The 21,844-nt window shown below is 69.5% G+C and carries 19 protein-coding genes and 1 tRNA gene; 10 read left to right on the top strand and 10 right to left on the bottom strand.

Annotated features, from left to right (window positions below):
- Positions 1-5 precede the first annotated feature (5 nt).
- Positions 6-923 carry a GDP-mannose 4,6-dehydratase gene (locus DB31_RS03110; RefSeq protein WP_044181664.1) on the bottom strand — a complete coding sequence of 306 codons (918 nt, stop codon included), beginning with the start codon at positions 921-923 and terminating at the stop codon, positions 6-8.
- Between the two features lie 138 nt (positions 924-1,061).
- Between DB31_RS03110 and DB31_RS03105 the strand changes: the two genes are divergently transcribed.
- The 3 genes from DB31_RS03105 (at position 1,062) to DB31_RS50255 (ending at position 4,864) form a co-directional block, all read left to right on the top strand.
- Positions 1,062-2,303, top strand: a complete 1,242-nt coding sequence (locus tag DB31_RS03105) for a myxosortase-dependent phytase-like phosphatase (protein ID WP_044181662.1) — start codon at positions 1,062-1,064, stop codon at positions 2,301-2,303.
- A gap of 45 nt (positions 2,304-2,348) precedes the next feature.
- A complete protein-coding gene (locus tag DB31_RS03100; RefSeq protein WP_044181659.1) occupies positions 2,349-4,166 on the top strand; it encodes a bifunctional metallophosphatase/5'-nucleotidase in 1,818 nt (605 codons plus the stop codon).
- Positions 4,167-4,393: 227 nt separating this feature from the next.
- Positions 4,394-4,864 carry a hypothetical protein gene (locus DB31_RS50255; protein WP_044182313.1) on the top strand — a complete coding sequence of 157 codons (471 nt, stop codon included), beginning with the start codon at positions 4,394-4,396 and terminating at the stop codon, positions 4,862-4,864.
- Positions 4,865-4,934: 70 nt separating this feature from the next.
- On the opposite strand, the gene DB31_RS03090 is transcribed toward DB31_RS50255, so the two are convergent.
- The 4 genes from DB31_RS03090 to DB31_RS03075 form a co-directional block, all read right to left on the bottom strand.
- Positions 4,935-7,712: an Hsp70 family protein gene (locus tag DB31_RS03090; protein ID WP_044181656.1), complete on the bottom strand. Its 2,778-nt coding sequence runs from the start codon at positions 7,710-7,712 to the stop codon at positions 4,935-4,937.
- A gap of 24 nt (positions 7,713-7,736) precedes the next feature.
- The gene (locus DB31_RS03085; protein WP_044181653.1) at positions 7,737-9,590 is read right to left on the bottom strand and encodes an Hsp70 family protein; all 1,854 of its coding nucleotides are present in this window, start codon (positions 9,588-9,590) and stop codon (positions 7,737-7,739) included.
- Between the two features lie 31 nt (positions 9,591-9,621).
- On the bottom strand, positions 9,622-10,224 hold the full coding sequence (locus DB31_RS03080; protein ID WP_044181651.1) for a DUF2760 domain-containing protein: 603 nt from the start codon (positions 10,222-10,224) through the stop codon (positions 9,622-9,624).
- Positions 10,225-10,318: 94 nt separating this feature from the next.
- Positions 10,319-10,394: transfer RNA gene (locus DB31_RS03075), tRNA-Ala, on the bottom strand.
- A 182-nt stretch (positions 10,395-10,576) separates the two neighbouring features.
- Between DB31_RS03075 and DB31_RS03070 the strand changes: the two genes are divergently transcribed.
- The 4 genes from DB31_RS03070 (at position 10,577) to DB31_RS03055 (ending at position 16,313) form a co-directional block, all read left to right on the top strand.
- Positions 10,577-12,952: a tetratricopeptide repeat protein gene (locus tag DB31_RS03070; RefSeq protein ID WP_044181647.1), complete on the top strand. Its 2,376-nt coding sequence runs from the start codon at positions 10,577-10,579 to the stop codon at positions 12,950-12,952.
- A 104-nt stretch (positions 12,953-13,056) separates the two neighbouring features.
- On the top strand, positions 13,057-13,941 hold the full coding sequence (gene cyoE / locus DB31_RS03065) for a heme o synthase (RefSeq protein WP_044181645.1): 885 nt from the start codon (positions 13,057-13,059) through the stop codon (positions 13,939-13,941).
- 31 nt (positions 13,942-13,972) lie between these two features.
- Positions 13,973-14,785 carry a carboxypeptidase regulatory-like domain-containing protein gene (locus DB31_RS03060; RefSeq protein WP_052419670.1) on the top strand — a complete coding sequence of 271 codons (813 nt, stop codon included), beginning with the start codon at positions 13,973-13,975 and terminating at the stop codon, positions 14,783-14,785.
- Positions 14,786-14,801: 16 nt separating this feature from the next.
- Positions 14,802-16,313, top strand: coding sequence for a lipase maturation factor family protein (locus tag DB31_RS03055; RefSeq protein WP_157231770.1), 1,512 nt, complete (start codon positions 14,802-14,804; stop codon positions 16,311-16,313).
- On the opposite strand, the gene DB31_RS03050 is transcribed toward DB31_RS03055, so the two are convergent.
- The 4 genes from DB31_RS03050 to DB31_RS03040 are packed head-to-tail and all read right to left on the bottom strand — an operon-like array spanning position 16,261 to position 19,172.
- A complete protein-coding gene (locus tag DB31_RS03050) occupies positions 16,261-17,724 on the bottom strand; it encodes a sensor histidine kinase (RefSeq protein ID WP_083967977.1) in 1,464 nt (487 codons plus the stop codon). The two genes, DB31_RS03055 and DB31_RS03050, sit on opposite strands and share 53 nt — an antisense overlap.
- Positions 17,724-18,404, bottom strand: a complete 681-nt coding sequence (locus tag DB31_RS03045; RefSeq protein WP_044181635.1) for a response regulator transcription factor — start codon at positions 18,402-18,404, stop codon at positions 17,724-17,726. Before DB31_RS03045 ends, DB31_RS03050 begins: the two co-directional genes overlap by 1 nt.
- Positions 18,405-18,419: 15 nt before the next feature.
- On the bottom strand, positions 18,420-18,626 hold the full coding sequence (locus DB31_RS48530) for a hypothetical protein (protein ID WP_157231768.1): 207 nt from the start codon (positions 18,624-18,626) through the stop codon (positions 18,420-18,422).
- 39 nt (positions 18,627-18,665) lie between these two features.
- A complete protein-coding gene (locus DB31_RS03040; RefSeq protein ID WP_044181632.1) occupies positions 18,666-19,172 on the bottom strand; it encodes a Spy/CpxP family protein refolding chaperone in 507 nt (168 codons plus the stop codon).
- Positions 19,173-19,433: 261 nt separating this feature from the next.
- Between DB31_RS03040 and DB31_RS03035 the strand changes: the two genes are divergently transcribed.
- The 3 genes from DB31_RS03035 to DB31_RS03025 all read left to right on the top strand — a co-directional run bounded on the left by DB31_RS03035 (position 19,434) and on the right by DB31_RS03025 (position 20,459).
- Complete coding sequence (locus tag DB31_RS03035; RefSeq protein WP_044181630.1) at positions 19,434-19,637, top strand: cold-shock protein; 204 nt, start codon at positions 19,434-19,436, stop codon at positions 19,635-19,637.
- An 80-nt stretch (positions 19,638-19,717) separates the two neighbouring features.
- Positions 19,718-19,933, top strand: coding sequence for a hypothetical protein (locus tag DB31_RS48525; protein ID WP_157231766.1), 216 nt, complete (start codon positions 19,718-19,720; stop codon positions 19,931-19,933).
- Between the two features lie 160 nt (positions 19,934-20,093).
- Positions 20,094-20,459, top strand: a complete 366-nt coding sequence (locus DB31_RS03025; RefSeq protein ID WP_044181622.1) for a cupin domain-containing protein — start codon at positions 20,094-20,096, stop codon at positions 20,457-20,459.
- A 32-nt stretch (positions 20,460-20,491) separates the two neighbouring features.
- On the opposite strand, the gene DB31_RS44445 is transcribed toward DB31_RS03025, so the two are convergent.
- Positions 20,492-21,769 carry a sensor histidine kinase gene (locus tag DB31_RS44445; protein ID WP_052419669.1) on the bottom strand — a complete coding sequence of 426 codons (1,278 nt, stop codon included), beginning with the start codon at positions 21,767-21,769 and terminating at the stop codon, positions 20,492-20,494.
- Between the last annotated feature and the right edge of the window lie 75 nt (positions 21,770-21,844).

Here is a 21,844-nt window from a genome sequence, read left to right as displayed (position 1 = left end):
AGCCTTCAGGCCTGGCGCAGGCCGAGTGCCTCGCGCAATGCGTCGGTCACCGAGTAACGGGGCTCCCACCCGAGCGCTCGCAGCTTGTCCGGGACACCCACGAGGCGGGGCATGTCGGTGGGCCGCTGCCGCGCCGGATCCACTTCAACGCGGGCGGAGACCTTCGCCAGCGCCATCATCTCCTCCAGCACGGACCGGATCGTGCGGCCCGTGCCGCTGCAGATGTTGTACGTCTGGCCCGCTTCGCCCTTCGTCACGAGGAGCCGGTAGGCCGCCACCACGTCCCGGACATGGGAGAAGTCCCGGATCACCGCCAGGTCGCCCGTGCGCACCACGGACTCCGCCTTGCGTTTCTGGATGGCCCAGAGCTGAGCGGCGAACGAGGGCACCGCGCAGGTGGGAGCCTGTCCCGCTCCCAGGGGGTTGAAGGGCCGGGCGACGACCACGTGAAGCCCGTAGTTCCGGTGGAACTGCAGGCCCGCGATCTCCGCAGCGACCTTCGAGCTGGCATACGGGTTGAGAGGAAGGACGGGCTCCCGCTCCCCAGCGCGGATGCCTTCGGGCAAGGGGCCGTACACCTCGCCGGAGCTGATCAGCACCACGCGGGCCTTGGGGCACAGGTCTCTTGCTGCCGTCAGCAGGTTGACGGCTCCGAGCGCGTTGACCGCGAACACGCGTGCCGGGTTGCCGTGGCTGCGGACCACCGAGCTGAAGCCCGCGAGGTGGATGATCCCCTCCGGCCGGGCGTTCTCCACCGCCGTGCGCACCGCCGCCTCGTTCGCAATGTCGAAGTTCTGCGCGTCGCTGTTCACGCCCTCGGCGCGTGGGCCGTACACCTCCACCACCTCATCGCCCGCCGCGCGCAGCAGCTCGCATAGGTGCCGTCCCGCGAAGCCATCCGCGCCCGTGACCAGGATTCGCATCTCACGCCCCAGAGTGTTCCCTGAAGAAAAGCCGTGAGGTTGTACTCGACGCTCTGCCTTGCGCCAACCGTTGGGGAAAGGAGTGCTTGCAGCCCCTCGGGCCGGTGGCTACGTAGGGACGCGACCCAGGAGGCTGTCATGCGTGTTTCCACCCGCCTCGTTCTACCCGTGTTTCTCGTAGGCTTTGCCGCCGCGGCCCAGCCGGTCAGCGTCCAACCGACAGTCGAGACCCAGGCCGTCGTCCGCGGTGGCTCCGCCACCCAGGATACAGCCCTATGGGTCAACCCCGGCACTCCGGCGCAGAGCCTGCTGCTCGTGGCAGACCCCACAGTGGGGCTTGTCAGCTTCGGTTTGAACGGAGGGGAGCGGCAGGCCCTGCTCTCGGACGGTGTGGCCTCCGGCGTGGACGTGCGCGATGGCTTCACCCTGCAGGGTGGCACCGCGCCCCTCGTGGTGGTGGCCAATGGCACGCTCCAGGCGCTCACTGCGTATGTGGTGGATCCGCTCACGCTGCAGCTGCGCCGCGTGGATACGGGCAACCTGATCCTGCCAAACTTCTCCCCGCGCTCGGTGACGCTGTACCGCAGCTCCGTCAGCGGGGTGCTCTACGCCTTCACTTCCAACGCCTCGGGCACCCTGCAGCAGGTCGAGCTGCGCCCCGGGACGGATGGAGGCGTGGATGGCGTGCCCGTGCGCAGCCTGTCCGTGGGCGGCACCATTGTCGGAGCGGTCGCGGACGACCAGCAGGGCTTCCTCTTCGTCGCTCAGCAGAACACCGGCATCTTGCGCTTCTCCGCCGAGCCCACCGCCAACGACACTCCCACCACCGTGGCCTCCGTGGGCGCGCCGCTCACGGCTCCCCTGGGAGGCGTGTCGCTCTACGCGCTGCCCGATGGCACCGGCTACCTCCTGGCCGCGAGCGAGGGAGGGGATCAGGTCGTCATTTATGAGCGCACTCCTCCTCATGCCGTCGTGGGCAGCTTCGCCTTGGTCCAGAATGGCGCTATCGACCGCGTGGACGCCCCGGTCCTGGTGGAGGCCACGTCCCGGTGGCTCGGGCCGGACTTCCCGGGGGGCCTCGTCGCCGTGCATGACGAGATCAATGATCCCACGCAGAACGACAAGCTCGTTGCCTGGGCCACCGTGGCCAGCTCGTTCAGCCCTCCGCTCTCGTCGACCCCGGTGCCGACCGACGGTGGGACCGATGGTGGAACGGGTGGGAGAGACGGTGGCATCGTCGGAGGGGGCGGCATCGGTGATGGCCCCTCGTACCCCGTCGAGCCCGACAGCGGGTGCAACTGCGCCACGGCCTCGGTGCCGGGCACGCTGCTGCTTGGGTTGGCAGGGCTCGCGCTGCTGCGGCGCCGCCGGCAGGAGTGATGGCGGTTGCCAGCGGCCGGGCTCCGCGCTGAAGTGCCCGCCCCCATGCTTCGACTCCGATCCGTTCTCGCACTGCTCGCCCTTGTGGCCTCCGCGTGCCGCAGCGCTCCCCAGCCCACGGAGCCTGCGGCAGCGCCCGCGCAGCCTGCCCCCGTGGCCTCCGCCGAGCCCCTCCGGCTCACCGTGGTCGGCCTCAATGATCTGCACGGCTGGATTGCGCCGCACAGCACGCCGCTCCAGGGCGGCGTCCAGCTCGAGGACGGAGGCGCCGCCACCTTCGCCAGCTACCTCGCGCGGCTGCGGGCGGACAACCCGGGCGGCGTGCTGCTGCTCGACGGCGGAGATCTCTTCCAGGGGACGTTGGCCTCCAACCTCACCGAGGGCTCCGTCGTCGTCGACGTCTACAACCACCTGGGGGTGACCGCCGCGGCCGTCGGCAACCACGAGTTCGACTATGGCCCCGTGGGCCCGTCTCCGGTGCCCACCAAGCCCGGCGATGATCCGCTGGGTACGCTCAAGGAGCGCATCAAGCAGGCACGCTTCCCCTTCCTGGCCGCCAACCTCTTCGAGGCCGCGTCAGGCCAGCGCCCGGCGTGGCTCGGCAATGACGGCACGCTGCTCGTCACCGTCCAGGGCGTGAAGGTGGGCATCGTGGGTTTGTCCACGCCCTCCACGCCCACGACGACCAACCCCACCAACGTGACTTCGCTCCGCTTCGACCCGCTGGCTCCGGCCGCTGTCGAGGCCTCGAAGCGCCTCCGCGAGCGCGGGGCGCAGGTGGTCATCGGTGTGGCCCATGCAGGCGGCAAGTGCCCCCGTGTGGAGGATCCTCGGGATCTCTCCAGCTGTGACATGAAGGACGGGGAGATCTACGCGGTCCTCGATGCACTGCCCCCGGGCACCCTGGATGCGCTGATCGCGGGCCACACCCACCAGCTCATGGGGCACTTCATCCACGGCGTGCCCGTCATCGAGACGTACGGACTGGGGCGGTCCTTCGGCTACATCGAGCTGTTCGTGGATCCGGTGAGCCACCGGGTGCTGCCGGAGCGTACCCTCATCCACGCGGGCATTCCCCTCTGCGCCCAGGTGGATGCGGCGACTGGCAGCTGTGACTCGCGCAAGCTGAAGGATCAGGCGGAGGTGAAGCTCGTGCCCGCCACCTTCCTGGGGCAGCCGGTGGTGCCGGATCCCGCCGTGCAGGCGATCATCGCCCCGGTGCTCACGCGCGTGGAGCAGGAGCAGCACCGGGAGCTGGGGCTCACCGTCCCCGTGGCGCTCAAGCGTGACTACCAGGGCGAGAGCCTCCTCGGAGACTTCCTGGCGGACTCGCTCCGGGAGGCCGTGGGTGCGGACGTGGCCCTGATGAACCCCGGCGGGCTTCGCGCGGACATCGACGCGGGACCGCTCACCTTTGGGGATGTCTACGAGGTGCTCCCCTTCGACAACACCGTGGCGCTCCTCACCCTGTCCGGGGCCGAGCTGAAGCGCCTGCTCGAGGTGGCCTATGGCACGAAGAAGGGCGTCTTTCAGATCTCCGGGCTCCAGGTGAAGCTCGGCCGCTGCCAGGGGCCGGGCCGCTTCCTGGGCGCCACGTTCTCCAATGGCAAGCCGCTGGAGCCCACGAAGCTCTACCGCGTCACCATGCCCGACTTCCTCGCTCGGGGCGGGGATGGGCTGGGGGTGGCCCTCGCGCAACTCCCCCCCGGACGCATCGATCTGGGTGAGAAGCGCCCTGGGACGCTCCGGGATGAGCTGATCGCGTACTGGCAGGGCCGCAAGAAGCCCCTCTCCACGCCCACCCTGGGACGTATCTCCTACGTGGACAGCGGCACCCCCTGCCCCGCGTCCCAGACGCCCTGACGGATCCGCATTCCCTGTGGGGTAGGGTCCTCGGCCTGTCCGTGCCCGGGTGTCACCCAAGTCGGCGAGATCTCAGAGGAATCAGCCCCGGGCCCGATTTTTCGGCCCGGGAGCAGTTTTCAAAACCCGATTTCCTCCTTACTCTACGGCCATGCCGTGTCCGGTCGGAGGGCTCTGTCCGAGCCTGGGAGACGAGGGCGCGTGCTGGAAGTCTGGGAGGGATGGACATGCTTTACAAAGTGACCCCGATGATGCCGCCCGCAGCGCCTGAGAAGGCGAAGCCGCGCGAGCAGGGGCAGCCGCGCAAGAAGCGCAAGTCGGCGGTCTATGATGCGGATGGGCACGAGGTGCTCATCTCGCTGATGTGCCTGAAGTGCCGCACACTCAAGCCGCTGGCGCAGTTCGGGCTGCGCAAGATGGCGGATGGTGCCATCCGGAACCAGCCCTGGTGCCGCACGTGCCGCTCGGGCGCGGGGACGAAGAAGCCCAAGGGCAAGGCCGCCGAGACCAGCCCGGAGGTCTCCTCCGAGACTGAGGCGCCTGTCACCGCCGCTGAAGAGGTCACGGCCGCGCTGCAGGTGATGGCCGCCGAGGCCGAGCTGCCTGAGTCAGCGATCGCCGACGCCGCGCTGGCGGACGAAGGCCCTGGGGACGAAGAGCCCCAGGCCGCGACCGCTCCGGCTCCGGTCGAAGGCTGAGCGCCCAAAGGCTTTGATTCCCTCTGAGGTTGGAGTCACCTCCAACCTGCCGGGAGGGATCTGCTCGCCGCTACAGGGAGAGGCGGAGGCCCGCGGGCAGGGTATCGCCCAGGGCCCGGGCCTCGTCAGCAGCCTCGAGCGCGAGCACCTCGTTCACCATCCGCACCCAGGCCTCGGAGGCCTGGGCCGCGGTGAGAGCCTGGGCCGTGCGAGCGCGCAGGGCGGGATCGATGTCCCGGGTGCGGTCGCCGGTGAGCCGCGCGAGCTGAGCCGCCGCGAAGGGGGCTCCGTCGATGCGGCGCAGATCCAAATCCAAGAGGAGCGTGAGCCACGCCTCGGCGGTGTCGATGGCCACCACCTTGTGGCTGCTGCCGTAGAGGGGCACGCGAGCCCCGAGCCGCCCGAGCGACCACGCCCAGGGGCCTCCAGACTTGGCCTCGTCCTTGAGCCGGGCGGCGATCCAACCTCCGAGCTTCGTCTTGTCCGAGGCGGGCAGATGCTCCAGCGAGGCGGCGGCGCGCACCATCTCTTCGAGGCCCTCGGGCACGATGCCCTTGAGCTTGCCGCCGGGAGGCGCGTCCGGAGGCACGCGGCGGGCGAGGTGGGGCTCCAGGTAAGCCCAGAGCTTGGCCTGCTGCGCTTCCGTGAGGCCGCCGGAGATGCGGCGCCACATGACCCAGAACTCGATCCAGACGGCCTTGTCCGTGTGGAACTGCACGAGCTGATCGAAGAGGCCGAAAGTCTGCTCGGCGCGCCAGTGGTCCAGCGGATAGCCGAAGCCAGGGCGGAGCGTGTAGCCCGCGAGGCTGTAGAAGACGCGCTCGTGGTCGGCCGTGCGGCGGCGCTTGCTGGCGCCCGCGAAGAGGGAGCTCCACAGCTCACGGAGCACGGGGACGCGCCAGGACTCGCGCGGGCCGAGCACCTTCTCGAGCGTCTTGGAGAGCTGCTTCACGTCCTTGGGGCCGATGGGCAGCGGCTTGTTGCCGTAGACGCGCTCGACGTTCTCCTTCGCCTCGGCGAAGCGGGCGGGCATGGACTCGGTGACGGTGATGTCCTGGCCCGAGCCTGAGCCGCGCAGCTCGAACTCGAGCCGCCAGCGCTCGTCCGCGACGTTGGAGACGCAGAACAGCTCCAGGGTGCCAATCTCGGTGAGCGCGGCGCGCAGGTGCACGGGCACCTCCGCCGTCTTCCCCGAGGCGCCCTTGAGGAGCGTGTGGATGGGCGGCAGGGGCTTGAGGTCCTCGGCGAGGGGGACGATGTCTCCCGGCTTGTCGATCCGGTCGCTGGTGGTCGAGTACAGGGTGAACTGCACCGGCCGCCCGAGGGTGAGGGTGAAGGGGCGCTCGCCCAGGTCTACTGACTGGCCCTCCTCGAAGCCGCGGGGGATGAGGCAGAGGACAGGCTGCTCACCGCTGTCGGCGGGGCGCTCCAGGCCTACGTAGTAGGCGCGGGCCGCGCCGCCACCGATGCGCAGACCGTGGCCGCGCCGAACGAGTCCGTAGTAGGCGGCCCCGCGCGCGACGGCCTTCTCCAGGGAGTCGTGGCGCAGCAGGGGGATGCGAGGGGTGTTGGGCCACCATGCGGAGATGGCGTCCACCAGCCGCTCGGAGATGCGGGGCGAGTTGAAGACGCCGCCGTTGAGGAGGATGGCATCGGGGCGGGGCAGGGCGCCTTCGGAAGGAGCCGTCTCCCCGAGCGCCGAGAAGCCCGCCGCCGCGTGTTGTCCGAGGAAGGCGGCGAGGTGGCGAGTGACTGCAGCGTCCTGGGCGTAAGGCAGGCCCAGCTCCTGGAGAGCCATGCGGGCCGCGCGCCGAGGCCTGTCCGTGGGGGGGGACTTGGGGAAGAAGCCATCGAGGACCCGATCCTCTGCTTCGGAGCGCATCAGCTCGGTGGACAGCGAGCCACCGAGGAGCCGGCTGCCCTCGGCCACGAGGGAAACGCCGTAGCGCTCGGGAGGGTTGGGGCCGAGCAGGGCCTCCTTGGCGGTACGGGCAGCCTGGATGGCCTGGGTCCACTGGGTGGCGGAGAGGCGCCGGCCGTCGGAGAAGAGCTTCTCCTCCACGCGGCGGGCGAGCGCGGCATCCATGTTGTCGCCGCCGAGCATCAGGTGCTCACCGACGGCGAGCCGCCGCAGCATGGGCCCTTCCGGAGAGACCCCGGCGTGGACGAGGGTGAAGTCCGTGGTGCCGCCGCCCACGTCCACCACGAGCACGAGGCGCACGTTGGCGAGCACCTTGGCCAGATCCGTGCGATGGCGCGCGGTGTAGTCGTAGAACGCGGCCTGGGGCTCCTCGACGAGGGTGAACTTCTCCAGGCCCGCTTTGCGCGCCGCGCTCACGGTGAGCGCACGGGCCGCCTCATCAAAGGAGGCGGGGACGGTGATGACGACCTCTTGCTGCGCGAGAGGGGCGTCCGGGTGCGCGAAGTTCCAGGCCCGGGCCATGTGTGAGAGCAGGAGGGCGCTGGCCTCGACAGGCGAGAGCTTGGCGACGTCGGCGGGGCCACCCCAGGGGAGGATGGGAGCGGAGCGGTCCACGCCGGGGTGGCACAGCCAGCTCTTCGCGGAGGCGACGAGACGGCCGGGAACCCGAGCGCCTTGCCAGCGAGCGAACTCACCGACCACGTTGGGCCCCGCGTCGCCCCAGGGCAGCTTCAGCGACTCGCCGGCGAGCTCATGGCCAGCGGGGACATAGATGCACGAGGGTAGCAGCGAGCGTGGAGCCACCTCTCCCTGCCGGACGAGCTGGGGGATGGGAAAGTCCTCGATGGGCGCGCTGGGACCCTTGGCGGGGTCCACAGATGCGACCGCGCAGTGGGTGGTACCCAGATCGATGCCGATGATGCGCATAAGCCTCCCGTGCCGCGGTGCTTCTTACTCCTTCATGCGCACGTTGAGCTCCAGCTTCCAGCGGCCGGGGCCATTCTTCTCCAGGCAGCGCAGCTCCAGGGTTCCCACCTCTGTCACCGCCGCCTGCAAGTTCACTGGCGTCAGGTCCCCAAAGGGCTGAGGCTGACCCGGCAGGCTCGTCTCGATGGGCGCCAGCTCCTCCAGATCGTCCCGGCCGGCCACGTCGTCGATCATGTTGCCCACCTTGTCGTCGCGTCGGACCGATGAGACGAAGAACCGGAACTGCGTGGGCTCACCCGTGACGAGGCCGAACTCCTGCGGCGGAACGTCGGCCTGGGTCCCTTCCTCCATGCCGAAGGGCGCCACACAGAGCGCCTTCACCGGAGGCTCCATGCCGGGCACCGCAGGCATGGCCGTTTCCACCCCCACGTAATACGCCCGAGCCGTGCCACCGCGAATCCGCAGGCCGTGCCCTTGGCGCACCCACCCGTAGTACGCCGCGCCGCGCGCCACCGACAGGTCCAGGTCCGCCCCCGCCAGCTCCTGTGCGGGCTGCCCGCCGTCCGCCGTCAGCCACCCGTTCAGCACCTCCATGACGCGGGCCTTGAGCGGCCCCGCCTTGAAGACGCCTCCGTTGAAGAGCACCGCCGTGGGGTGGAGGAAGGACTTGCCCCCCACATTCACCGGTGAGTCCGGAGAGGACGCGAGCGCCTGCGCCTGCCGGGTGAGGAACGCCGCCAGGTGCCGCGTCACCCCGGCATCCTGCGCGTACGGCAGTGCCATCTGTGCCAGACCCGTGCGCCGTGCCGTGCGCGGCAGCTCCGTCACCGGCATCACGGGGAAGAAGCCGTCCGTGAGCAGCCGGTCCAGCTCCTCGCGAGGCAATTCCGTGCGCAGCGTCCCGCCGATGAGCGACGAGCCACGGCCCGGAATGGAGATGGGCGCCTTCGCCAGCTTCGGATCTCCGTACAGCGTCTCCTTCGCCTGGCGGCAACCGTAGGTCAGCGCGTTGAACTGCCACGGATCCAGCTTCTTGCCCTCGGCGGCCAGCCGCTGGTTCAGCGTGTGCGCCAGCGCCAGGTCCATGTTGTCGCCGCCCAGCAGGATGTGGTCGCCCACAGCCACGCGCACCAGCTCCACCTCACCGTCGCGCTCCCGCACCGTAATGACGGAGAAGTCCGACGTGCCGCCGCCCACGTCCACCACCAGGATGACCTCGCCCGGCTTCACCCGCTTGCGGAACCCTTCACCCTGGGCCTCCAGCCACGCGTACAGCGCGGCCTGCGGTTCCTCCAGCAGGGTGATGTTCGGGATCCCCGCCGCCTGGGCCGCCTCCAGCGTCAGCTCACGCGCCGCCGCGTCGAACGAGGCCGGAACCGTGATGATCACATCCTGTTGCGCCAGCGCGTTGCCCGCCTCCTCCCGAGACCGGGCAAACGTGTGGTCCCACGCCTCCCGCATATGACGGAGGTAGCGCGCCGAGGCCTCCAGCGGAGACACCCGCTGCACTTCGGGTGGCGCCTGCCATGGCAGCATCGCCGAGCGCCGATCCACACCCGGGTGGCTCAGCCAGCTCTTCGCCGAGGACACCAGCCGCGTCGGCACCTTGGCGCCATGCGCTCGGGCGAACTCGCCCGCGAACGTCGTGGCGTCCGGCTTCCACGGCAGCCCCAAGCTCCCGGCAGGGAACTCCTGCTCGCTCGGCAGGTAGAGGAAGGAGGGCAGCAGCGTGCGGGCCTCCACCGTGCCGGGGGCCGTCAGCTGCGGAATGGGCAGCATGGACTGGGCCGAGCCCCGGGGCTTGCCCTCCTCGAGGTTGAAGTACGACACCGCGCAGTGCGTGGTGCCCAGATCGATCCCGATCGCGTAGCGGGCCATAGACGGCGTCAGCTCCTCTCAGAGTGAAGGCTCAGCTCAGCTCGACCTCAGCGGGGGCCAGCACGCGCGGGTCCAACGCTGGGCTCACGGTGGGGAACTTCACCTCCGTCGTCACCCATCCCTGATGCTTGAGCGAGCCGGCGAACGGGGGCTGGCCCGCCACGTTTCCCGTCAGGCGGATGCGCTGCGCATCGAAGCCTGCGGGCACCGTCACCCGGGCGCCCTCGCCTTCGGTCATCACCGGCTTGAGCGACAGGTACTGTTGGACCACCTTGCGGCAGCCCTCGTGGACGATGCGCGCGGCCGCGCCCACATCCGCGTCCGGGAAGCTGGCCACGTTCTCCTGGAGGAAGTCGATCAGTCGGCCCTCTCGCTGGAGCATGGACAGCAGCACGAGCGCCGAGGCGTGCTCCCGCTCGGGAGGCAGCACGGGCGGAGGCGCCACCTTCACCGGCGTGGGCTCGGGCTTGGGCAGGGCCGGGGTGGGGGAACCCGCACCCAGCGTCCCAGCGTCATACGCCTGGCTCAGCGGATGGACGGCCTGGGCGAAGGGGCGCGAGAAGAGCACCCGCCAGAAGCAGAGGAACGCGAGCCAGAGGCGGGCGAAGAACGAAAGCGACGGCTGTTCGGTCATCGGCCCCGGATAACAAAGCCGGCGACCTTTGCAATTTGCTTGTGGCCCAAATGCAAAGGGCCTCACTGTCTCCAGTGAGGCCCTCTGTCCTTCTTGGTGGAGGTGACCGGGATCGAACCGGTGACCTTCGCATTGCGAACGCGACGCTCTCCCAACTGAGCTACACCCCCACAATGTGTGCAACCGCCCGGCTGCTGGGCGCCTCCGTCCGTTGGGGCCGGATGAAGTGAAGCGGCAGATACCGAACCCCTGCGAGGCTGTCAAGCAAGAGCAAGGAAACCGTGCAGTCCCATTTGACGCGCACAGGTGCGGGTGTCATAAAAACTCTCCTTTTCAGGCGCATCTTCCGGAAATGTCTACCTCTCCCTTGAAGACGTTGAGCCCGGCCGAGCTCGCGAAGCTCGAGCACGCGTTCGCCGCAGACCCGTCGTCCGATGCTTACAAGCCGCTCGCCGAGGCGTATCTGGGCATGGGCCGCTTCATGGAGGCGATGGTCGTCTGCAAGAAGGGCGTCAAAGCCCATCCCAACGCGGCCGATCCCCGACTCCTGCTTGCCCGCGTGTACCTCCAGCAGGGCAAGGACAAGAAGGCCCTCGAGGAGGCACTCGGTGGCCTCCAGGTCCAGCCTGCCGACAAGGCAGCCCTCCGCATGGTGGGCATGCTGCAGCTGAAGACCGGCGAGGCCGAGCCCGGCAAGTCCAACCTCCTGAAGGCCTTCGAGGCGGATCCGACCGACTCGGAGACGCTCGCCTTGATGCAGCAGTACAAGGTGGAGCAGCCCAAGGCTGCCGCTCCAGCCCCGGCGCCCGCGCCCGTGGCCGCCCCGGTGGCCGCGCCTGTCGCTCAGGCTCCGGTGACGGCCGCTCCCGTGGCTCAGGCACCGGTGGCCGCGCCCGCGCCCGTCGCGAATCCGAACCCCGCGGCGGCGCCCCGCGTGTCCTCTCCCGCGGGTCGTGCCATTCCCGCGCCGCAGCCCAGCCCGGCCGCTCAGCCCCGTCCGCAGCCGCGCCGCCCCGTCGTCGTCGATGAAGTGGACGACGATGATGACGATGATGTCGGCTCGAAGCGCCGCGGGAAGCAGGGCGGCTCGAGCAAGTACATCACCCTGGGCCTCTTCGTGGCCGCAGTGCTCTCCATCGGCGGGTACTACGCGTACTCGCGGCACATGAAGGAGCTCAACCGCGAGTTCAAGAAGCACCTGGACGGCGCCACCGAGCAGCTCAAGCACGACTCCTTCGACTCGTACAAGAAGGCCGTGGAGCAGGCGGACAAGGCGCTCGAGGTGTTCCCGGACTCCACCGCCGCGCACGGCTACCTGGCCTATGCCTGGGCCATCCGCTGGGGCGAGCACGGTGGCGGTGACGACGCGCGCCGCAAGGCCGAGGAGCACCTGGACGCCGCCAAGAAGGGAGGCGAGGTCAGCTCCCACCTGTACGCCGCCGAGGCCCTCATCAAGACGTACGGCGGCAAGGGCAAGGATGCCCTGGGCGAGCTCGAAGAGCGCGTGAAGGCCTTCGACGCGCAGGGCAAGGCCAGCTCCCTCCTGTACCTCACGCTGGGCCTGGCGCAGATGAACGCCGGCGACCTGGACCGTTCCCGCGACAGCCTGGACAAGGCGCAGGGCCTGTCTCCGGATGATCCGCGCATCTACGCCAGCCTGGGTGCCGTGTACCGCCGGCTCGGCCAGGACAACACCGCCTGGCAGAAGTACGACTTCGCCCTTCGCTACGAGAAGGACCACCCCGAGTCCATGCTCGGCAAGTCGCTGCTGATGCTGGACCAGGAGACGCCGGGCCTGGATCTCTACGAGCTGGCCTCGAAGATGCTCAAGAAGCTGCTGGAGGCCGATCCGCCGCCCTCGCCGCGGCAGCTGGCCACCGCGCAGCTGGCGCGCTCGCTGCTGATCAGCCGCGTCTCCCTGGCCATGGACACCCTCAAGCCGGACATTCAGCAGAAGCTCTCCGAGGCCACGGGCGTCCCGGTGGACAAGGCCGCGGCGCGCACCATGCTGGACAAGGCCGAGAAGGATGGCTTCGCGCTCGACAAGACCAACCCGGAGCTGTTCCTCATCAAGGGCCGCAGGCTGCTGCTCGAGGGCCAGGCTGATCAGGCCGTCTCCGCCATCCGCGAGGCCATCAAGGTGGACCCCACGCGCGCCCAGCTCTACGTGGAGCTGGCCAAGGCGCTCATGGCCAAGCAGGGCGGCGAGAAGGAGGCCGCCGAGGCGCTCACCACCGCTCTCAAGACGATGGGCGACAGCCCCAAGCTGGTGTTGATGCTCGGCCAGGCCTACCAGCGCCAGGGCAAGCTGGACGAGGCGCTCGCCCAGTACCAGCGCGCGGTGAAGGATCCGAAGGCCAAGAACCCCGAGGCCCGCCTCGCCATGGGCACCATCTACCGGGAGCGCTCCGACTGGGACAAGGCCAAGGAGCAGCTGGACAAGGCCGTCCAGGAGTTCATCGGCCAGCCTGACCGGGCTGCGCTGGCGCTCACCGAGCTGGGCCGCGTCTACGTGGGCAAGGGCGACACGGCCAAGGCCGAGGACTCCTTCCAGAAGGCCATCGAGGCCAACGGCGGTTACGGGCCGGCCTACTACTTCTACGCCACCATGCTCAGCAAGGACCGCAAGCAGGGCGACAAGGTCAAGATGCTGGCGCAGGAGTACCTGAAGATCGAGCCCAAGGGCGAGCACGCCCCGGAGCTGCAGCGCCTGGCCTCGGGAGGGTAGGCGCCCCGCTGTCTGCGAAAAGCAGAGCTGATACACGCGGCTTGCCGTCCGCGTGGGATGCGGGTAAGGGGCGGGGCTGCCCGAGCCCCACCCCAGGAGATTGTGTGAGCGCGCGAGCCGTGTCCCTTTCGACGACTGCGTCGGATCTGATCTCCCTGACGAAGCCCAGGCTGTCGAGCCTGGTGCTGGCGACCACCGCGGGGGGCGTCTTCCTGGCTCCCGGTGAGCTGTCCGTCGCCCGGGTGCTGGTGACGATGTTGGCCACCGCCGGAACCGTGGCCGCCGCCAACACGCTCAACTGCTACATCGAGCGGCAGAGCGACCGTTTCATGGCGCGCACGCACAACCGGCCGCTGCCCTCCGGGCGCATGGAGCCGGGCGTGGCGCTGTGGTTCGGCCTGTCGCTGGTGGGCGTCTCCCTGCCGGCGCTGGCCCTGGGGGCCAACGTGCTCACGGCGGCGCTGGGCCTGCTGGCTTTCCTGAGCTACGTGCTCGTGTACACGCCGCTCAAGGCGCGCACCTCGGCGGCGATGATTGTGGGCGCCGTGCCGGGCGCGCTGCCGCCGCTGATGGGATGGACGGCCGTCACCGGGCAGCTGGACACCGGGGGCTTCGTCCTCTTCTCCATCCTCTTTCTGTGGCAGATGCCCCACTTCCTGGCCATCGCCCTGTTCCGCAAGGAGGAGTACGCGGCGGCGGGGCTCAAGTCCGTGCCCATCGAGCGCGGGGATGAGTCCAGCCGGGCGCAGATCGTCCTCTATGTGGTGGCGCTGGTGCCGATGACGCTGCTGCCGTACCAGCTGCACATCGCCGGGCCGTGGTACCTGCTGGTGGCCGTGGCGCTGGGGCTCACCTTCTTGGGGCTCGGGGCGTGGGGTTTCTTCAAGCAGATGGGAAAGCCTTGGGCCCGGCAGACGTTCTTCTACTCTCTGCTCTATCTCACGGGCCTCTTCATCGCGCTGATGCTCGACCGAGGCCCGGCTGTCTAGCACCCCCCCCTGTAGTGACAAGGAGCTCCCCATGAAGCTGCGCACGTTCGGCCTCACCCTGATCGGTGCGGCGAGCCTGGCGGTCCTGCCTGCCTGCACGAAGGACGAGGCGTCCAAGCCCACGACGCCCACGGCCCCCACCCCGACGGAGCAGGGCAAGCCCACCCCCCCCGAGGCCACGCAGGCGCAGACGCCTCCGGCGCCCGCGGGCAAGAGCACCATCAAGGGTGTGGTGAAGTTCACCGGTACGGCCCCAGCCCCGGCGGACATCCCCGCAAGTGCGGATCCGGCCTGCGAGGGCATGGCGCAGAAGGAGCCTGCGGTGCTGGTGAAGGACGGCAAGCTCCAGAACGTGCTGGTGCGCGTGAAGGGCCCCGTGGCGGGCGCTCCGGCGGCCCCGAGCACCCCGGTGGTGATTGATCAGGTGAAGTGCACCTACCTGCCGCGCGTGACGGGCGCCCAGGCCGGCCAGCCCATCCAGGTGAAGAACAGCGATGGGACGCTGCACAACGTGCGCGCCATGGCGGGCACCAAGCCCATCTTCAACCTGGCCCAGCCGCCGTCCATGCCGCCGGTGACCAAGCCCGCGCCGTCCGACACCGAGCTCGTCACGCTCAAGTGCGACGTGCATCCGTGGATGCGCTCGTACATCGCCGTGAGCTCGCACCCGTACTTCGCCACCACGGGCGAGGACGGCAGCTTCACCCTCAACGCGCTCCCGGCTGGCACGTACACGCTGGAGGCGTGGCACGAGACGTTCGGCACGAAGACGGCCGAGGTGACGGTGAAGGACGGCGAGACCGCCGAGGCCTCCTTCGAGTTCACCGGCACCGACAAGGGCTAGGCCCTCGGGTGTGAGCGTGAAAGCGGGGCGCGAGGCTGGGAGGGGCCTGGCCCGGGTCCGCTGGCTGTACCTGCGCGGGCTCGGGCTGATCTTCTGCATCGCCTTCGCCTCGCTGTTGCCCCAGCTCTCGGGGCTGATGGGGCCGCAGGGCCTGGAGCCCGCGGCCGCGTGGCTCGAGTGGGCCCGGCTGGAGCTCGGGCCCGAGCGGTACTTCCGCCTGCCCACGCTGCTCTGGCTTACCGGGGCAGGAGAGGGCGGCCTGTGGGCCGTGGGGCTCGCGGGCCTGGCGTGCGGTGTTCTGGTTCTGGTGGATGTGGCGCCGCGCTGGGCGCTCATTGGCGCGTGGGCCTGCTACCTGTCGCTCACCTCCGTGGGTGGCGTCTTCCTCAGCTACCAGTGGGACGTGCTGCTGTTGGAGGCCGCCATCGTCTCCGTGCCGCTGGCTCCTGGACGGCTGCGTCCCTCCACGAGTGTCCCAGAGCCCCGCCTCGGGCCGATCCTGCTCGTGCGCTTCCTGCTGTTCCGGCTGATGTTCATGTCCGGCGTAGTGAAGCTGGCCAGCGGGGATGCGGTGTGGCGCAGCCTCACGGCGCTCGAGTTCCACTACTGGACCCAGCCGCTCCCCAACCCTGTCGCGTATTTCGTCTGGCAGCTCCCGGCGGTGCTCCACCGCGCGGGCGTGGCGGTGATGTTCGTCATCGAGCTCGTGGCGCCGTTTCTCCTCTTCGGGCCCAGGCGCGTGCGGCTCGTGGCGGCAGGGGCGCTCATCGCCTTGCAGCTGGGCATCCTCGGCACGGGCAACTACGGGTTCTTCAACCTCCTGACGATCGTGCTGTGCCTCTCCGCGCTCGATGACGGGGTACTGGCGAGGTGGAGGCCCTTCCAGAGGCTCTCGCCCGTGCCGGCGCCAGTCCATCGCTTCCAGAGCCAGCGGACCGCTGGGTTCTGGGGCTTCGCGGTCATGTACTGCGTCCTGGCGCTGGCCTCGGACGTGCAGCGGGTGAGCCGCACCCCCTTGCCCTCACCGCTGAGCTGGGCGCTGGGCGAGACCGCGAGCCTGCGCAGCGTGAACACCTATGGCCTCTTCGCGGTGATGACCACGGAGCGGAAGGAGATCGTCCTCGAGGGCAGCGCCGACGGGCAGACCTGGCACGAGTACCTCCTGCGGTGGCGTCCCGGCCCGGTGGATGAGGCTCCCCGCTTCGTGGCGCCACACCAACCGCGGCTCGACTGGCAGATGTGGTTCGCCTCGCTCTCGCGCTGTGTGGACAACCGGTGGCTGATTCGCCTTCAGGAGCAGCTCCTGAAGGGCGACGCGGTGGCGCGGGGGTTCTTCCGGGAGGATCCGTTCCCGGAAACGCCGCCACGCTTCGTGCGCACGCGCTCGTTCGACTACCGCTTCACGGACCTCTCCGAGTGGCGGAGCACGGGCGCGTATTGGAAGCGGAGCGAGTCAGGTCCGTACTGCCCGCCGCTCACGCTGGAGTCGGGGCAGCTACGGCGGGCGGACCTTCCCGCTGGACGCTGAAGCCCACCCGAGCGCCTCCACCGGGACGGTTCTCCGCGAACACGTCGCCACCGTGGGCCTTCGCGATGCGCTGCACCAGCGCCAGTCCCAACCCCAGTGAGCCCGCCTCGCGGGCCTCGGCGCCCCGGTCCTTCCGGTAGAAGGGCTGGAAGATGCGTGTCTCCTCGCCCGGCTGCAGCCCAGGGCCGCGATCGTCCACGCAGAAGGCCAGCCGGCCCTCGTGCTCGAAGATGCGCAGCGCCTCGGCGCCCTGGCCATGCTTGCGCGCGTTCTCCAGGAGGTTGGCGAGCGCCCGGCCCAGCAGCGTCGCATCGGCCACCAGCGCGGTGTCCGAGACCTCCACCGCCAGCAGCTCCGCGGGCAGCCCGGTCCGCTGCAGTGCTCGGGAGGCCAGCTCCTTGGAGTCGAGCGGACGGAGCGTCACCTGCCCGAAGTCCAGCCGCGAGCTGGCCAGCAGCTCACCCACCAGTGCATCCAGCTCGACCACCTCGCGGTCCACGTTGTCGAGTGTCTTCGGATCTCCGCCGCTGTCCCGGAGGATCTCGGTGAGGACGCGCAGGTGGGCCAGCGGGGTGCGCAGCTCGTGGGACACGGCGGCGAGCAGCTCGCGCTGGTCCGCCATCTGGCGCTCGATGCGGGCGGCCATGTCGTTGAAGGCCGCGGCCAGCAGGCCCATCTCGTCCGTGGCGCCCGGGGTCATCTGGACACGGGTCGCCAGCTTGCCCGCTCCCAGACCCGCGGCAGCACGGACGAGCGCATCCATGGGCCGGGTGAGCCTCCGGGCGATGGTCCCCGAGAGCGTCCACAGCATGACGCCCATGAGCAGCAGGGGCGCGATGAAGTTCCAGGCGCGGCGGGGCCGGTTGCGGAAGTAGCAGGCCTCCACCGTGCCCAGCAGGACGCCCGAGCGGACCACGGGGATGGAGTAGTCTGGAGTGTCGCAGGCGGCGCCCGCGCGGCGAATCAGCGCTCCGGTGGCGTCGTGCAGCTCCAGGTCCACGCTCAGGTCGCGGGCGATGCCCTGCACGAGCGCGTCCCGTTGCTGGGGATCGTCCCACACCTCAGCGAAGCGGTTGCTGGTGAAGGTGCGCACCTGGTCGACGTTCTGCCGCCAGGAGGAACCTCCCACCAGGTTGATCACCGTGGCCACGGCGACGCCCGTGATGAAGATGGAGAGCCCGAACCAGACGAAGATCCGCCGGTGCAGCCGGGCATGGAGATAGCGGCCCAGGCGCGTCCGGTACCAGGGGCCGTGGGGGCGGTGGCCCCGGTGCCAGCGGGCGTGAGGGCCGCGGCCATGGGGCCAGGGTCCCCAGGGGTTGTTCTCCCAGTGATCGAGGCGGGGATCGCGCCGGTGCGAGGGCTCGGGCCGGTCCTCAGGGGAGGAATCTTCGGGACGGCCGGGCCTCATCACACCCCCTCTTTGGCGAAGACGTAGCCCACGCCACGCACGGTCTTGATGAGCTTGCCGCCTTCGTCCCCGAGCTTCTGCCGCAGATGGGAAATATGGACGTCCACGGTGCGCTCGCCCACCACGGTGTCACTGCGACCCGCCTCTCCCAGCAGGGCGTCCCGAGGAATGACGCGGCCCGCGCGCCGCACCAGCGCCACGAGCAAGTCGAACTCGAGGCCGGTGAGCTCCACGGCCTGTCCATTCACCTTCACCTCACGCCCGGCCACGTCGATGGAGACGCCGCTGGACTCCAGCCGGTCCGCCACCGCGGTGGGCTGAGAACGCCGGAGCACGGCCCGCAGCCGCGCCAGCAGCTCCCGAGGGCTGAACGGCTTGGCGAGGTAGTCGTCCGCGCCCAGCTCCAGACCCACCACGCGGTCGGTCTCGTCGCCGCGGGCGGTGAGCATGAGGATGGGGATCTGCTGCTTGGCGCGGATGCGCTTGCACACCTCCAAGCCATCCATGCCCGGCATCATCACGTCCAGAAGGACCGCGTCGTAGGTGCTGGCCTCCAACGCGGCGAGACCGCGTCCCCCATCCGCCGCGTGGGCCACCGTGATGCCGTTCTGCCCCAGGTACTGCGCGAGCAGCTCGAACATCCGGGTGTCATCGTCGATGAGGAGGACGCGGGTGGCCATGGGTGGCTCGGGACTCTAGCGCGGGCCTGAGGGCGTGGGAGCCTCGGCGCTGGCAGTGGTGGGGGCCTGGGGGCTGCTGGGGCAGGGCGCGCACGTGGTGGAGGCGCGCTCCTCCATCCAGGCGCGGCGGCAGTGGGAGCGGGAGCGGAGGCTGGTGAACCCGGAGACGTAGCCGCCCACGGTTCCCAGGGCGAGCAGGACAATGACGATGCGTCGGCGCATGGCGGTGGTTCCTTGTCGTGGGGAAGAGGGGAAGGGGACTCAGACGTACCGGGGGCCGCCGTGCCGGCCGAACCCGCGCCCGCCACAGTGCCCGAAGCCGCGGTAGCCGTAGCCGAAGCCGTGCTCGATGAGGTCCGCCAGCTCGCGGCGCTGGCGCGGGTCCAGCGACTCGTGGATCTGGGCCATGGAGGTGCGCATCGTCTCGCGCAATTGGGCGAGCAGCGCGTCATGCTTCTCGTGCAGCTCGCGCAGCGAGGCCCCGTCGAACTGCTCGCCGCGCAGCGCCTGGGCAATGGCGGCGCGGGTGTTGCGGGCCTCGTCGCGCAGCTTCTCGAAGGCCTCGGTCAGCTCATCCGCGGCCTTGACGAAGACCTTCTCCTGGCCGGGCGAGGTGTCCAGCCGCTCGAAGAGCCAGCGCATCCGGCCGCGCCAGCTCCAGCGCCCGCCGCGGCCCCCTGCGAAGCCGTGGGAGTGGTGCCACTGGCTGCGGCGCAGCGCGAAGATGAGGCCGGCGAGGCACGCAGTTCCAAAGAAGAATCCAAACATGGTCTTGCTCCGTCAGGGACCGGACAACCAGGCGCCCGGTGTTCGTTGTTGACGGAGCAGAAGGTAGAGAGCGGGTGTGAAGCCCATGCCCCCAGCGGCGTGAAGAAGTGTGAAGGCTCTGTCCCCAAAAGGAATGGAGTGGGGACGTGGGGGGTTACATGGGCGGCACCCCGTGATAGAGGGGCGCTACCAGGGCGATGTGCGTCCTGGCGACGGGCGGTCCTCGCAAGGGGGCCGTGCATAGCAGAAAGAAGAAGAGCAATGGCAACTGGTACTGTGAAGTGGTTCAATGATGCCAAGGGTTTCGGGTTCATCGCGCAGGAGGGTGGCGAGGATGTGTTCTGCCATCACACCGCCATCCAGTCGGATGGTTTCCGCACGCTGGCCGAGGGGCAGCGCGTAGAGTTCGACGTGAAGCGCGGCCCCAAGGGGCTTCAGGCAGAGAACGTTCGCGTCGTTGGCTAACGCGCGGCATTCATCTCGCCAGAACAAGGCCTGGCCCTTATGAGGGGCTGGGCCTTTTGTTTTTCGTTCCGAGTCCTTAATTGCTGCTGAAGGAGGGCACCGTGCCACAACACCCGGGAATGTCGAAACGCCAGAAGGAACTGGCGCGCAAAGAGAAGAACAAGGAGAAGGACGTCCGGCGCGATCAGCGGAAGAAGGAAAAGGCCGAGCGTGCCGGCCAGCCGGGCCAGGAAGGTGTGGATCCGGACATCGCTGGCATCGTTCCCGGACCGCAGCCGCCGCTCGAGGGCTACTGAGGTGCTGTTGAAGTCCTTGGAGTTCTGAGGGGTTGAGCCTCTGCTCCCTCCCACGAGGAGGGGGCAGCTGGGTTCCCTCGAAGTGTCGTCCCCCGCTCCTTCCTTACCTTCCCTTCAGAGTCGTTCAGCGGCCAACACCGCGAAGCGGAGGAGACGAGGCATGGGTGACACCAGCGTCAAGAAGGTCGAAGCACGACACTCGCCGCGTGGAGAGATGGGGCAGAAGTACCTGGCCTCGGGCGTCCGCGTGTCCATGCGCCTGTGGGAGGAGGAGCCGCCGGGAGAGCCGAGGGCCCCCGTTGCGCGCGACTACGAGACGGTCGGTTACGTGGTGAAGGGCAGGGCCGAGCTGCACCTGGAGGGACAGGTGTTGTTGCTGAACCCGGGCGACTCGTGGCTCGTGCCACGCGGCGCGAGCCACACGTACAAGATCCTCGAGCCCTTCACTGCGGTGGAGGCCACCAGCCCGCCGGCGGCGGTTCACGGCCGCGACGAGGGCACCCAGAAGGGCCCGGCGCGGGCCTGAGGTGGCGCTCGGGGGGCGGGGGCTGGAGATGGTCAATCTCCGCCCGGCGGGACGGGGCTCGCTCCCAGGGGCAACTCGACGGTGAAGGTGGCTCCCTGGTCAGGCTCGCTGGCCGCGACCACCGTGCCGCCGCTCTCCTCGACAATCCTTCGGGTGATGTAGAGCCCCAACCCCAAGCCGCCGTAGTGCCGGCCCGACACCGCTCGCTCGAAGCGGTGGAAGATGCGGTCGAGCGCCTCAGCGGGGATGCCAATGCCGTGGTCGCGCACGGTCAGCCGTAGGTGTGTTCCCTGCGGGTCGAGCCGCACCCGCACCGGTTTGCCGGAGCCGTACTTCAGGGCATTGGACAGCAAGTTGTCGAGCACCTGCTCAAACCGCCGTGGATCCACCCAGCCCACGACGGGTTGGGAAGACTCCAGCTCGAGGGCACATCCGGCGCGGGCCGCCTCCGGCTCGAAGCGCTGCACCACGTCGCGGACGAGCGCCGAGAGATCCACCCGTGAGGGGTGCAGCTCCAACTGTCCCGCGCCAATGCGGGACACGTCGAGCAGATCATCCACCAGCTCGACGAGCTTCTTCACCTGACGCTGGGCCATGTCCAGGTGCCCCAGGCTGCGCTCGCGGCTGGGCACGGAGGAGGGCGCCGAGAACTCGCGCCGGAGCGTCTGCAGCTTGAGGCTCAGCGGCGTGAGCGGTGTCTTGAGCTCGTGGCTGGCCACGGAGAGGAACTCATCCCGGGTGGCCACCGCCTCCTCGGCGCGCGCCAGGCTCTGGCGCAATCGGACCGCATCCACCCACAGCATCCGCAGCGTCAGCCCCACGCACGCCACCACCGCCAGAGCAAACACCCAGCGCTGGAAACCCAGCGGGGGCTGCTCGAAGAGCGGCGGCAGCAATCCGTCCACGACCATCACCCATACGTCGACGCCAAATGCGGCGAGCATGTAGCGAGCCAGGGGGGGCGGGTCCACGTACGGCAGCACCAGCGCCACTCCGGCGATGGGGATCATCAACAGCCCCGCGAGCAGGAAGTGCACGAAGAGCGCCCCGAGGGCCACCATCACCAGCAGCGCATAGCCGCTCAGGAGCGCCGCACGCTCAGCCTGTCCCCGCGTGGCCAGCGTCCGGGACCGGGCGAGCGCTACCGTGTAGAGGAGCACCGCTCCCGCCCCTCCCATGAGCGCCACGCTTCGCAGCGCGAGCGCGAAGGCGAGGTAGAGGAGCAGGAAGCCCACGGAGATGGGCAGCATGAGCCCCAGGAACTGCTGCAGCCGAAGCTGTCTCAGCGCTTCTTCAGAGGATTCACGCATCCCGGGTGTGGCCTGGGCTTTCCTACTGAGCGCCCCCGCGCCTCGGCGGGACTTCCCGAGGCGCGGGGAGAGGGG

It is taken from the genome of Hyalangium minutum, assembly GCF_000737315.1.
Classification (GTDB): domain Bacteria; phylum Myxococcota; class Myxococcia; order Myxococcales; family Myxococcaceae; genus Hyalangium; species Hyalangium minutum.
This window is presented reverse-complemented; position numbering and strand designations above follow the sequence as displayed.